This is a genomic window from Streptococcus azizii (assembly GCF_001984715.1).
GTDB lineage: Bacteria > Bacillota > Bacilli > Lactobacillales > Streptococcaceae > Streptococcus > Streptococcus azizii.
Window position 1 is genome coordinate 1 of record NZ_MSPR01000029.1, and the last position, 13910, is coordinate 13910.

Consider the following 13910-nt stretch of genomic DNA (forward strand, 5'->3'; position numbering starts at 1 on the left):
GTAGGTAACCAATCCACGAATATCAGAGTGGCCAATGCCCGAAGCTAAGAACTAGGCTCTTTCTAGATACTTTTCATTTTTTATCAGTTCGATTGTTTTTACTTGACAAAGGGCTTTACATATCAGTCATTTAGTTTATCTTCTATTACTTCGTTAACTCGCTTTGCCGTACTCTAGTACAGCCTGCAGCTCGTTGCCTAGTACTAAAAGTAAACTAAAAGACTATATTGAGTATAAAGCGCTATATTCAATGAAAATAGGGAAATGAGAATGCTATAAAAAAGAGGTAGGAATTCTATCCCTGCCTCACATCATATTTTGCGGTTCATGGTCTATCACGACACGTAGGTCTTGGTTGCCCTTCTCTTGAGTCCAGTCAAGCACTCGGTTCAGGACTTGGCTTAACTGTGGTTCCTTACGGTATTTGACAATCATCTGATAATGGTACAAGTTATGCGTCCGCGCAATGGGTTTGGGAGTTGGACCGAGTAACTGAATCTGATTGCTCAGCTGCTCTCGCAACATTCTCATCACCTCAAATGCTTTTTTTACAACAAGCTCTTCTGACCGATGCGACAAGGTCACCCCTACTGTGTAGTAGTAAGGTGGGTAGCCCCAAGCTCTGCGCAAAGCCATTTCATACTGGTAAAAGCCTTCATAGTCCTGCTCCTTGGCAAAAGAAATGGCATAGTGGTTGGGATTATAGGTCTGGATAACGACCTCCCCTGCCTTATCTGCTCTACCTGCCCGACCCGCTACCTGGGTAAGAAGCTGAAAGGTACGCTCGGCAGAACGAAAATCAGGCAGATTCAAAGCTGTATCTGCATTTAAGACGCCTACCAGAGTCACATTAGGAAAATCCAAGCCCTTGGCAATCATCTGCGTTCCAAGCAGAATATCAGCCTCCCCACGACCAAAGGCTGTCAAAATTTTTTCATGACTACCTTTTTTTCGAGTGGTATCAACGTCCATCCGTAGGATTCTGGCTTGAGGCAACAACATCATGAGCTCATCGTAAGCCTTTTGAGTACCTGTTCCGTAATAACGAATGGCCCTGCTCTGACAGTTAGGACAAACATGCGCAACAGCCTTTTGAAAGCCACAATAATGACAATTCATCGTCCTTGTATCCATGTGGAGGGTCAAGGAAATATCACAATGCGGGCATTGATCTACCGTACCACAATCCCGGCACATCACAAAAGATGAATAACCACGCCGATTGAGCATCAATACTACCTGCTCTTTTTTCAATAGTTTCTCCTCGATTTTCTCGAGCAAAACTGGGGTGATTGTACTCGTTTCCTGTTGCCCAATATAATCTCGAAAATCAACAATCTCTACCGATGGAATCTTGGCCTGAGGATTGGCACGCTGACTCAAGGTTAGAAGCCTATAGAGACCTTTGCTAGCCCGCGCCCGACTTTCTAAGCTCGGAGTAGCAGACCCCAATACCAGGGCTGCCTGATTGTAATCCGCCCGCAGTTTGGCCACATCACGCGCATGGTAGCGCGGATTAGAATCCTGCTTATAGGTCGCTTCATGCTCCTCGTCAATGATGATGGCTCCGATATTGGTTAAAGGAGCAAAAATTGCAGAACGGGCTCCTATCACTACCTGAGCCTTTCCATGTTCAATTTTGCGCCACTCATCATACTTTTCTCCATCTGACAAGCCCGAATGCAAAATTGCCACCTTCTGACCGAAACGGGCAATAAAGCGATTGGTCATCTGAGGGGTCAAGGAAATTTCTGGCACTAACACGATGGCTGTCTTTCCCTGCTTCACGACATGATCAATCACTTGCAAGTAGACCTCGGTTTTTCCACTCCCCGTCACTCCTTCTAAGAGGTAGGTACGACTCGCCTGACCCACTTCTGAAAGAATCTCTCGGACTGCTGTCACTTGCTCACTATTGAGCTGTAAGGCACCTTCCTCTTTTACCTGTTCAAAATAAGCCTGCGTACGGCTGACCTCTTCTTCCCACACCTCAATGACACCCCGCTCTTGAAAATAGCGGATACTATCTGCCGAAAACTCCTGACGTAGGCTCGCAAGAAGAGCTGGCTCTTCTTGTTGCAGTAAGACTTCTTTTAAGGCCTGACGCTTTTTCGCACGCTTGCTCACCTCAATAGCTTCTAATGGATGGCGATGGACCTTGTACCATTTCTCTGTCTTAATCTGCTTTTTATCCTTAGCTAGATAGTCCACCGTAATTTTCCCAGACTGGGCTAAGCGCATGACACGTGCTTGCTGTCTAATCTCTAAATCTGAGAAATGCACGCTCTCTTGGTCACCAAAAATCGCCCGCTGATCTGCTGCCGACAAGCCTACTCCCTGCGAAAGCACCTTATCATAGGAGGAATTGAGTAAATTAGGCAACATGGCTTTTAAAAGGGATATTTTATAGGAAAAGACAGTTGTTCGCAATTCATCTGCCAACCATAATTGCTCTGCATTTAAAACAGGCGAAAAATCGAGTACCTCTACGATTGCCTTCGTTTCAGTATCAGAGCCATCTGAAAAACCGACCACAATTCCTTGAATCAGGCGATTTCCCTTACCAAAGGGAACATGGACCCGCATCCCTACCTGTAACATGCTTTCAAATTCTTCTGGAATATGATAGGTGTAGGGACGATCCGTCTGCATCAAAGGAACATCAACAATAATTTCTGCAAACATCCTCACTCCTTATCTTCTATAATTAGCGCAGTAAGCTACTGCAAAGCCCAAGAATCATACTTGGAAAAAGCCACTGTGGAATCTCTCTCCTGTCAATGACTTGACGAACGATCAAAATACTGAATCGACGCTGATAGTATCTATACATTGTCTGCTTTCTATTTACTATTTCTGCTGCGACAACTCTAGGAAACGTCCCATCATCTTAGATTATTGGAAGAATGATGGGTACTGAAAGAAAACGAAAAACTATGACGCGGCTACTGTTTCCCTGCAACAATCAAATAAAGCCAGTTGGAACGCCAACTGAGCTCTGTCTCTTATATCTTATCGCCTTCTTCTTTTTCCTTAGCAATTTGCGCCTTAATCTTGCGTTCTTCTTCCTCTTGACGAAGGCGTTCTTCTTCTGCACGACGGCGAACTGCTGCCCGTTTTGCCTCTGGATCTGGGTGAATCACGACGTTACCAGATTCAATTTCTTCCAAGGCGCGCAAAGTTGATTTCACAGAGGTAAACTCTTGCGTTGCCCTTGCTCCTGCTTCTAATTCATGTGCTCTCTTTGCTTCTAAGATAACCAACGAATATTTTGAGGGTACCTTATCCAATAATGTATCAATAGATGGTTTTAACATCATAGCTCTTCACCTAATTTCTAATTTTTTATCTCTTTTAGCATATCTTGATAGTGTCCAATGACACGATCAACACGGAAATGCTCTGCCTCAATGACCCGCTTCACCCGCTCGGCTGCTAGTGGTACTTCATCATTGACAATGGCATAATCGTATTCGCGCATGAGGGCGATTTCTTCTTTTGCCTTTTCAATCCGCTGGGCAATCACCTCTGCACTATCAGTCCCCCGGCCCACAAGGCGATCTTGCAATTCATCCAAATCGGGCGGTGTTAGGAAGATAAAGACTGCATCTGGCACTTTCTTTTTCACCTGCAAGGCCCCTTGGACTTCAATTTCAAGAAAGACATCAATCCCCTTATCAAGCGTTTCATTGACATAGGTTAATGGCGTGCCGTAGTAATTTCCCACATATTCTGCATACTCTAGCATTTGCCCTTGACGGATCAACTCTTCAAACTCCTCACGGGTTCTAAAGAAATAGTCTACTCCATCTACCTCACCTGGACGCTGAGGACGAGTTGTCATCGAAACAGAATACTGAAATTTATTTTCTGAACTCTCAAAAATCTCACGTCTAACCGTTCCTTTTCCCACCCCAGAAGGTCCTGAAAAAACGATTAACAAGCCACGATCTGCCATCATATCTCCTTCACAATCTTTCTCTTTAGTGTACCAAAAAAACTAGCCTTTTTCAACTGCTTACCCCATAATCTTATCCGATATAGGCAATAGATAACTACAAGCCAAATCACTATGCAAAAAGATTAGCTCCCGAGAACTAATCTTTCTAATGTCTATTTAGCAACTTCTGTTGCCCGTGTTTCACGGATAACAGTCACCTTGATATTGCCTGGATAATCGAGATTGTTTTCAATCTTTTCACGAATATCATGGGCCAAGATGGTAATCTTATCATCATTGATCACATTTGGATGGACAATGATACGAATCTCACGACCTGCCTGAATAGCGTAAGCCTGCTTGATGCCATTGAAGCTATTGGCAATTTCTTCCAAGTCTTGGAGACGTTTGATATAGGCTTCCATGGATTCCCGACGTGAACCTGGACGAGCCGCACTAAGGGCATCCGCTGCTGCTACAATCACTGCAATGGTGCTTGTAGCCTCTACATCTCCGTGGTGGCTAGCAATGGTATTCACAACCACCGGATGTTCCTTATACTTACGCGCCAACTCTGTACCAATCTCCACATGGCTACCATCTACCTCGCGGTCAATAGCTTTTCCGACATCGTGCAAAAATCCTGCCCGACGGGCCATATTGACATTTTCACCAAGTTCTGCTGCAAGTACACCAGCCAATTTGGCCACCTCAATCGAATGACGAAGTACATTTTGGCCATAAGAGGTACGGAAATGCAGGCGTCCCATGATTTTAATCAAATCTGGATGAAGGTTTGGCGCTCCAATTTCATAGGCAGCTGCCTCCCCGTATTCCCGAATGCGATGATCCATTTCCACGCGGTGCTTTTCAACCAACTCTTCAATACGTGCAGGGTGAATGCGACCATCTTGTAGTAGAGCTTCCATCGTCATGCGGGCAATTTCTCGACGTATCGGATCAAAGCCAGATAGGACAACCACTTCTGGTGTATCATCGATAATCACATCGATTCCAGTCAAACTTTCAAAGGTGCGGATATTGCGCCCTTCACGCCCGATAATCCGTCCCTTCATTGTATCATCTGGAAGATGGACAGAGGTAATCGTTTGCTCCGCAACATACTCACCTGAAATCCGTTGCATGGCCTGAGCAAGTAAATCTTTTGCGGTCTTATCTGCCCGTTCTTTGACTTCTCGCTCTGCCTCTTTAATCCGTGTCGCAATTTCATGCGCCATCTTATCTCGCGTGTCGGTTAGGATCAAATCACGTGCTTCTTCTTGGGTAAGCGAAGCTACCCGTTCTAATTCGAGAGCCTTTTGCTCTTCTAATTTTGCAACCTCTGTTTCACGCTCTTCAATGTGTTTAGACTTATCTGTAAGGGATTGCTCCTTTTGCTCCAGAGCTTTTTCTTTATTCGTTAAATTATCGTCTTTACGGTCCAAGCTGCTCGCACGTTCTGTCAAGCGCGCTTCCGTTTGTTTTAATTCTTGTCGCTCTGACTTAAATTCTTCCGCAATTTCTTCACGATATTTTCGAGCGTCTTCTTTCGCTTCCAGAAGCAATTCTTTTTTTAAGGTCTGGCGGTCACGTTCTGCCACAACCACGATATGGTCTGCTTCCCGCTCTGCCTTTCCACGGATATTACTTGCTTCTTGTTCAGCGTTTAAAAGTGTCAGTTCTGCAGCTTCTTTTGCAGCCTTCATTTTTAAAGAAATCGCTAGATAACCAATAACTAAACCAATGAGAGCAGAAACAAGGGCAACACCAATCGATAGTGCTGTCATTTTTCCACCTCGTTTTATTTATAGTTAGATTCAAAAATCCTCTTCCATTCTATCATATTTTAAACCATTTCACAATCTCAAAATCGAAAAATACACGTCAAGCTACCAAAGTCTTGTCCATACGGTATTTTCAGTAACAAGCTATTTTCTAAGTGATAAAGAAGATTCTACCATCTTGAAAATATGATATAATCTTGTTAACGAAAAGGAGGATTTTTCATGACCAAAGAAGTATTCGTCGAGAGTTTCGAGCTGGATCACACGATTGTCAAAGCACCCTACATTCGCATGATTTCAGAAGAAACCGGCCCTAAAGGAGATGTGATTTCAAACTACGATATCCGTCTAGTTCAACCCAATGAAGATGCCATTCCTACAGCTGGTCTCCACACTATTGAGCATTTACTAGCTCTACTCATTAGAAAACGTATGGAGGGGTTGATTGACTGCTCCCCATTTGGCTGTCGGACTGGTTTTCATATGATTATGTGGGGACAGCATTCCACGACGGAAATCGCTCAAGTAATCAAATCCTGCTTAGAGGAAATCGCAGAGGTAACAACCTGGAAAGATGTTCCAGGAACCACCATTGAATCCTGTGGCAATTATAAGGACCACAGCCTCTTTTCTGCCAAAGAATGGGCAAAGCTCATTTTAAGTCAAGGCATTTCAGATGACCCCTTTGAGCGCCATCCCGTGTAATGAATCATCAAAAAGCTCTGGAAACCCAGAGCTCCAGGTTGTAGACAAAGTATCTCTGAGAAAATTTGTCAATGTCAATATCGAAGGATAGTATCAGTGCTCTTATCTCTTTGTGAAAAGGCGAGCGAAGCGAGCTCATAACCGCTACTTTACGCCGTAGCAAAAAACACCAGAAACGTTATGTTTCTGGTGTTCGGAGATTTTGAGACTCAGGCTCAAAATCTAGGCATGAAATCCCGTAGGGAGTTGCTGCCGTCCGTGCTACCTAAGTAAAGTATCATAATAAAATAATCGTTTTGAAGAAAATAAACTTTTTCTTCAGTCTAAAGCTCTGGAAACCCAGAGCTTTTTATAATCGTTATTTACTCAATGAAAGATAATCCTCTTTAAAAATCAATCTGTAATGTAACAGAGAGCCATCCTAGGCATTTTTTATGAATCTGTATTCGCAATGAACATCAGTAATCCAAATCATCTGCATATCCTGCACCATTTCCAACGAAGTAGCCTGTTTTGGCATTCATTGAAAACAGATAGGTACCATCCGGGCGGAAAAGGTTGTAGTAGCCATTGCCGTTGATGATATTGACACGCTCCAAAATGTACTGATAGCCAGATACATACCCCCGCTCTTGAGACACTGCAATGATTGTCTCTAAGACCCCTGGATTAAAGGTCCACGCTGGATTGTTGACATCATCAATCTTCCCTTGATCGTATGGTACACGACTGAGATGACGCTCAAGAGTGACTCCTGCTGGAATCGCAATCCCATACAGAGGATTGCTACCATCACTCATTCCGGCAGCTTGAGTGGCAGGAACTGCTGGAGCTACGCTGGCAGGCGCTTCGGCTTCAGACGTTGGAGATGGGGTATTGGCGACTGGCGCTGCACTACTTGTTGCTTGTTGTGAACGCCCAAGATTGATGGCCGCTGTAATCGTAGCATCAACAGCTCCGATACCTATCGTGGTAGGAGTCAGGGTCTCTCCTTCCTTTACTGTTGCAGTTGTATCCAAGGCACCGTCGACCATCACTGGTTTATCAAACTGATTATTGAGAGCTTGAATGGCCTTGATAGCTGCTTCGAGACGCTCATACTTGTCCTTGGCTGCTTGGTAAGCCGAGCTTGTCTTATCCAGCTTATCCAAGGCCTTTTTCAGTTCTGGCAGTTGTCCAAAGGCACTATTTTTTAGCTTGCTCTCCTCCTTGTCCACAAAGAAGGTTTCGTACAGACGATTAAAGGCGGTGACAGTAGCATCTTCCTTGATGGTACTACTGCTATGACTGGTGGAGGTCGAAGACGGCTGGGTTTCCTCCACTTTTTCTGACTGTCTCATCCACATAAAAGCAAGAGATAGAGCCGTAGCAAAGAAAATAGCCAAAGCTGTCCAAATCACCAAGGGCTTACGGGACGTTTTTTCCTCTTCTTCAACCTCATGAAACGGGGCTGTCTCAGGTCTAGGCAAGATCTCCTCCGCTGCGGGAACTTCTGGGGTGAGCTTATGGAGCGCTAGATCTTCTACCTGTTCTGCCACCGTCTGGTCGACAGAGTCGCTGGCTTCCTCACTAGTATCTTCTGCCTCATCTACAAGCTCATCTGTCAAAACAGGGAGGTTCATCTGTGTTTCATACTTTTCCGATTCAATCTCAGCCCTGTGTTGCTTAATGTAGCGGTCTAAAAGACCGTCCTCTTCTGTCACACCTGCCTGGATTTCTTCTTGCTTACGAACTGCTTGACCTACGGTCATGTTTTTAGCATCTTCAAAATGTAAAATTCTTTCTCCATCACTTGGGAGACTATCCTGCTTTTCTGTATTCTTTACCATATTTATTCCTGCTCTTTCATTGTTCGCTTCACCCGCTGTCCAAAAAATTGATAAAGGTCAACCCTTAATGTCCCATTATATAATTTTCGTTTCTTATCTGCTTGACTACCATAGCGCTGTTCAAACTGTTCATCACTCGTCAAGATGAACTTAGACCACGTTGTTAGAGGGGCAAATGTTTCCCCCATCTCACGATAGAGAGTCGCAATCGCTGTATCATCAAGCAAACGCTCACCATAGGGAGGATTTGAAATAATAACGCCGTTGAGTTTGTCTGTAGAGAAATCTTGCAGACGCATTTGCTTAAAAGTGATGTCCTGAGCTACTCCTGCCTCCAGCGCATTTTTCTTGGCAACTTCAATCATGCGGCCGTCAATATCAAACCCCGAAATATCCAAATCGCATTCCGTCCGAATAGCAGCTTGGGCAGCCCGCTTTTCTTGTGCTACCAAAGCTCTATCAACCCAATCCCACTCTTCAAAAGCAAAGCTACGCTGCAAACCAGGAGCCATATTACGAGCCATCATAGCCGCTTCAATACAAAAGGTTCCCGAACCACAAGTTGGGTCAACCAAGGGCTTATCAGGATACCAGTTGGACAGTTGCAAGATTGCCGTTGCCATATTCTCCTTGATCGGTGCATTCCCCTTCTCCGTACGATAACCACGCTTAAAAAGACTGCTTCCCGTCGTATCGATTAAAACCGTTACGACATCCTTCAAAATCGATACTTCAATTTTGAACTCCGCTCCGATCTCCTGCAAGGGGACACCTTCTGGACGCGAAAAGTGCTTCTGTAATTTTTTAGCCACTGCTTTTTTAGAAATCGCTTGGACACTCGGCTCATTGTGCAAGGTTGATCTGACACACTTGGCCTTTGAAATCGGGAATTTACAGCCCAAAGGCAGGTAGTGTTCCCAATCCAAGGCAAAGACTCCCTGAAACAATTCTTCAAAGGTCCTGGCTTTAAAACTACCGACCACAATTTTTATCCGGTCAGCTGCCCTAAGCCAGAGATTGGTCTCAATCATCGCCTGAACATCTCCCTCAAAGCGAACGCGACCATTTTCTACCTGACAGTCATACCCTAACTCACGGACTTCTCGGCCGACCACAGCCTCCAACCCAGCCGCAGCTGTTGCAATAAATGTAAATCTTTTCTTCATGATTCTCCGATAATAAAAGCTAGCAACGCTAGCCTACCTATGATATGCAATTTTCTATAAGCCATGTTTTGTTCCAGCGGCACTAGGCACTACCGCCTTCGATAATCATCTGTCTACTGCTAACGCAGTCAGGAAAGTTCGTTCTGCTTCCGACTTTCCCATGCCCCGACCGAAATTTGGGTTGCTAGCTTGAGGGGTTTACCGCGTTCCACTTTTTATGTTTCCATAAAAACTCCGTCACTGTGGCACTTTTCAGACTTACTCGAGCCTATCTTTCTGACTTAGCTGTTTCAGTCGCCGTAACGTATTGCTACGTCCCTAGGCTTATTGGTTCGCCTAGCACAAACACTACCGGCATCACAGCCGGTGCTAGCATGGACTTTCCTCATGGTAGATCACTACCATGCGATTATCCAAAAATTGCAAATACTTCCTCTGTTTAGTCTTCCTGTATAATCTGTTTGCCGAAAACTTCCTTTTCCAAACGATTCAAGCGACGCAAAATATCAAAATTCGTTGCCGAAGATGCCCGCTCTGTTCTTAATGTTTCGGAGTCTTCCAAACTCGTTTCTGCTGCGCGCGGAGCAGCTGTACGCTGCGCCTTCAAGCGAGCAATCTCACCCTTTAACTCTTTGATGATAGCTTCATAGGCATCATAATCTTTCATGATTTCATCTAAAAAGTCATTGACCTCATCTTGATCATAGCCACGAAAGCTGATTTTAAAATCCTGTTCAAAAATATCTTTTGTCGTAAATTTAATACTTGCCATTTCTGCACCTCTATCTTCTAAAACATCATTACCTCTATTATATGAAAAAATATAGGGAAAAATCAAGTCATATCATTCAAATTCTTCAAAATTTTCCGCGACTTCATTTAAGCGATCAAAAGTAAGCGTTTTTCTAGTATACTCTTCTTTTTTTAAGATTAAATGATAGAGATATTTCAAGTTTGTTTCATTTTCAGGATCATAGAAAAGATAAGCACCATCTGTATTGTCCAGTAAGAACTGGTTGTAGAGGCGAAATTGGCTCGGATTTTCATATCGAGGGTAGATCATCTTTACAAAATCAACCGACTGAAACTGGGCTAACTTTATTTGATTCACTTCGTTCCAATTTTCCCCATGATTTTCAAATAAAAAGAGCGTTGCTATTTGAAAGTCGTAGCCGTCCTGCCGCAGGTCTTGAAGCACCTCTAGACACCAGTACTCAAAGCCTAGATTACCCGTCAGGATGAACCACTCCACCCCCTCCTCCAAGAAGCGAACCAAATCCAACCGAATCGCTTTTTTTATGACGGCGATTCGAGGGTCTTTTTCTGAAAAAATTCCCAAATCGGTATGGCGATAGCCTGTTATCAATAGCCGATAAATGTGCATGACTTGAACTCTTTTCCTATCTTGTGGTATAATGTAATGATTTTATTTTATCAAGAAGGAGTTCTATGGTCAATTATCCTCATCAGGTTAGAAAAAAAATCAGTAGAACCAATTCGCATTCTTCCCATCAGCAGGTGGACTTTGCCAACCGTGGAATGTCCTTTGAGGCTGCCATCAACGATAGTAACAACTATTATCTGGCACATGGTCGGGCTGTTATCCATAAGAAACCAACCCCAGTACAAATCGTGAAGGTAGATTATCCCAAAAGGAGTCGGGCGAAAATCGTTGAGGCCTACTTTAGGCAAGCATCTACAACCGATTATTCAGGGGTTTATCAGGGGCACTATATTGATTTTGAAGTCAAGGAAACACGCCAAAAGACGGCGATGCCACTGAAAAATTTTCATTCGCATCAGATTGAACATATGGACCAAGTCCTGCGACAAAGAGGAATTTGTTTTGTACTCCTTCACTTTTCAACGCTGAAAGAAACCTATCTCCTTCCTGCCGCTGCTCTCATTGAGTTTTACAGGATTGAAAACGGTAAAAAATCTATGCCTATCGATTATATTCGTAAGCATGGATTTAAAATCGAGATGGGAGGCTACCCTAGTCTACCTTATCTAGAGATTGTTGAAAAAAATTTATTAGGTGGTGATACTCTTGAAAAAACCAAACCTTAAAAAAATGTGGGTTATTTTTGCCAATGTTATCCTAGCTAGCTTCATCTGTGTATTTATCGCGGTCTTGTCGCTAGTGATTTACTATGTCAAATCTGCTCCAACATTGACCGAAGAAGCACTGACGGCTACTGTCTCCAGTAAAATTTACGATAAAGACAATAATCTGATTGCCGATTTGGGCTCAGAAAAACGCTCGAATGCCAAGACATCTGAAATTCCAGAACACTTAGTCAATGCGATTGTTGCTATTGAAGACCAGCGCTTCTTTAATCATCGGGGTATTGACGTGATTCGGATTGCAGGCTCCTTTATCAACAACCTAAAAGGCGGACGCCTTCAAGGTGGATCCACTCTGGACCAGCAATTCATCAAGTTGACCTATTTCTCAACATCGAGCCATGACCAAACCATTAAGCGGAAAATCCAGGAAGCCTGGCTGGCTCTCCAGTTGGAACGCCGTAACACCAAGCAAGAGATTTTGACCTACTATATCAACAAGGTCTTTATGGCAAATGGCAATTATGGGATGAAAACCGCTGCGAAAGCCTATTATGGAAAAGAGTTAAAAGACCTCTCTCTTCCACAAGTGGCACTCTTAGCAGGGATGCCTCAGGCTCCTAATCAATATGACCCTTATACCCAGCCAGAGGCTGCAAAATACCGTAGGGATCTCGTATTGCAGCAAATGCTAGAGCAAAAATATATTTCTCAAGAGCAATATGAAAGTGCTGTCCTCACAGAGATTACTGATGGTTTACTCCCTCTTTCAAATACATCTGCTTATCCACTTTACATGGATAACTACCTCAAGGAAGTCATCAAAGAAGTCGAGGAAAAAACTGGCTACAATCTACTCACTACAGGAATTGACGTCTACACAAATGTCGATGTTGATGCCCAAAGACAGCTATGGGATATTTATAATTCTGACAACTATGTCAACTACCCTGATGAAGAGTTCCAAGTGGCTTCTACTGTCATAGATGTTGCCAATGGACATGTCATCGCCCAGCTCGGCTCTAGAAATCAGGCGACCAATGTCTCCTTTGGTACAAACCAGGCTGTGGAAACCAACCGAGATTTCGGCTCCACCATGAAGCCGATTACAGACTATGCTCCTGCATTTGAATATGGCATCTACAAGTCAACAGCCGACCCAATCGTCGATGCCCCCTATAACTATCCTGCTTCTACCACACCTGTCTATAACTGGGATAGAGGCTACTATGGTTCAATGACCGTAAAAGCAGCCCTTCAATATTCCCGAAATGTCCCTGCTGTTAAGACACTAGAAGCAGTTGGTTTAGATAAGGCTAATAAATTTTTAAATAATCTGGGTATCTTTTATCCAGAACTGCTCTATTCAAATGCGATTTCAAGTAACACGACTGATGCCAGCACCAAATATGGGGCAAGTAGTGAGAAAATGGCGGCAGCTTATGCTTCCTTTGCCAATGGTGGTACCTACTACAAACCACAGTATGTCAATAAGGTTGTCTTTAGCGATGGTAGCACGAAAGAATTTGCCCCTGAAGGCAATCGGGTCATGACGCCTGAAACTGCCTATATGATGACCGATATTTTAAAGAGTGTTATGACTTACGGAAACGGTCTAAATGCAGCAGTTCCAGGACTTCCTCAAGCAGGAAAGACAGGTACTGCCAATTATACAGAAGCCGAAATGGAATCGATTTTAGCTAACAATGAGGCCGCCAACTACAGCTCACTCGTCGTGCCTGATGAAAACTTCGTCGGCTATACGACACGCTATGCTATGGCGGTTTGGACAGGATATGCCAATCGACAAACTCCTATACTGGACGGCGGTCTATTGATTGCAACCGACGTGTATCGTAGTATGATGGCCTACCTCAATCCTGTTGACACCGCGAGTGACTGGGAAATTCCTAGCGGACTAAACCAGTATGGCTACTATCTCTATTTGGACGGAACTTATCCTCAGTATACCTATACACCAAGTACAAATACTATCCCAAGCACCACTCCTCCTACTGCTAGCTCTTCAGACCCAAGTTCTACACAGGCTAGCACAACAGAGTCAACAACTACGCAATCGGCTGAACAGCCACAAACAAACCCTCCAACTAGTACGACCCAAGAACAACCGGCTCCTTCCAGTCCATCATCCTCGCAATAGGACTTATCAGACACCCCCAAATACGTTTCGTTTCAAAAACAGAACAGCCAATGGGCGATTAAGACCTCCTAGAGAGTTTCTCTAGGAGGTCTTTCTGTCGTACTTCCCTTCATTTTCGGAGGCTATAAATGACTGATATGTAAAGCCCTTTGTCAAGTAAAAACAATCGAACTGATAAAAAATGAAAAGTATCTAGAAAGAGCCTAGTTCTTAGCTTCGGGCATTGGCCACTCTGATATTCGTGGATTGGTTACCTAC

At 43.9% G+C, this 13910-nt stretch carries 11 protein-coding genes and 1 other RNA gene; 3 read left to right on the top strand and 9 right to left on the bottom strand.

All coding sequences use genetic code 11. The annotated features are described in order from the left end of the window. Positions 1–306: 306 nt before the first annotated feature. The 4 genes from BVE84_RS09895 to BVE84_RS09910 form a co-directional block, all read right to left on the bottom strand. Positions 307–2685 (bottom strand): primosomal protein N', encoded by a 2379-nt coding sequence (locus tag BVE84_RS09895; protein ID WP_076996836.1) that lies wholly within the window; start codon positions 2683–2685, stop codon positions 307–309. Between the two features lie 320 nt (positions 2686–3005). Continuing rightward, a complete protein-coding gene (gene rpoZ / locus BVE84_RS09900; protein ID WP_076996837.1) occupies positions 3006–3320 on the bottom strand; it encodes a DNA-directed RNA polymerase subunit omega in 315 nt (104 codons plus the stop codon). Positions 3321–3337: 17 nt separating this feature from the next. Further along, positions 3338–3961, bottom strand: coding sequence for a guanylate kinase (gene gmk / locus BVE84_RS09905; RefSeq protein ID WP_179098476.1), 624 nt, complete (start codon positions 3959–3961; stop codon positions 3338–3340). A 152-nt stretch (positions 3962–4113) separates the two neighbouring features. Further along, on the bottom strand, positions 4114–5727 hold the full coding sequence (locus BVE84_RS09910; RefSeq protein WP_076996839.1) for a ribonuclease Y: 1614 nt from the start codon (positions 5725–5727) through the stop codon (positions 4114–4116). Between the two features lie 219 nt (positions 5728–5946). On the opposite strand from BVE84_RS09910, the gene BVE84_RS09915 reads away from it, so the two are divergent. Next, positions 5947–6429 carry an S-ribosylhomocysteine lyase gene (locus tag BVE84_RS09915; RefSeq protein ID WP_076996840.1) on the top strand — a complete coding sequence of 161 codons (483 nt, stop codon included), beginning with the start codon at positions 5947–5949 and terminating at the stop codon, positions 6427–6429. A gap of 458 nt (positions 6430–6887) precedes the next feature. On the opposite strand, the gene BVE84_RS09920 is transcribed toward BVE84_RS09915, so the two are convergent. The 5 genes from BVE84_RS09920 to BVE84_RS09940 form a co-directional block, all read right to left on the bottom strand. Next, positions 6888–8258: a cell division site-positioning protein MapZ family protein gene (locus BVE84_RS09920; RefSeq protein ID WP_076996841.1), complete on the bottom strand. Its 1371-nt coding sequence runs from the start codon at positions 8256–8258 to the stop codon at positions 6888–6890. A 2-nt stretch (positions 8259–8260) separates the two neighbouring features. Further along, the gene (locus tag BVE84_RS09925) at positions 8261–9424 is read right to left on the bottom strand and encodes a THUMP domain-containing class I SAM-dependent RNA methyltransferase (RefSeq protein ID WP_076996842.1); all 1164 of its coding nucleotides are present in this window, start codon (positions 9422–9424) and stop codon (positions 8261–8263) included. A gap of 52 nt (positions 9425–9476) precedes the next feature. Continuing rightward, positions 9477–9845: RNase P RNA component class B (rnpB, locus tag BVE84_RS09930), an RNA gene on the bottom strand. Positions 9846–9863: 18 nt separating this feature from the next. Beyond that, a complete protein-coding gene (gpsB, locus tag BVE84_RS09935; RefSeq protein ID WP_076996843.1) occupies positions 9864–10196 on the bottom strand; it encodes a cell division regulator GpsB in 333 nt (110 codons plus the stop codon). 72 nt (positions 10197–10268) lie between these two features. Beyond that, positions 10269–10808: an SLOG family protein gene (locus tag BVE84_RS09940; RefSeq protein WP_076996844.1), complete on the bottom strand. Its 540-nt coding sequence runs from the start codon at positions 10806–10808 to the stop codon at positions 10269–10271. A gap of 65 nt (positions 10809–10873) precedes the next feature. Here BVE84_RS09940 and recU point away from each other — a divergent pair, with 65 nt between their 5' ends. Together recU and pbp1a are read left to right on the top strand one after the other, a co-directional pair. Further along, complete coding sequence (gene recU / locus BVE84_RS09945) at positions 10874–11494, top strand: Holliday junction resolvase RecU (protein WP_076996845.1); 621 nt, start codon at positions 10874–10876, stop codon at positions 11492–11494. A gap of 4 nt (positions 11495–11498) precedes the next feature. Further along, entirely contained in the window at positions 11499–13652 is a 2154-nt protein-coding gene (gene pbp1a / locus BVE84_RS09950; RefSeq protein ID WP_083708347.1) for a penicillin-binding protein PBP1A, read from the top strand. Positions 13653–13910 lie beyond the last annotated feature (258 nt).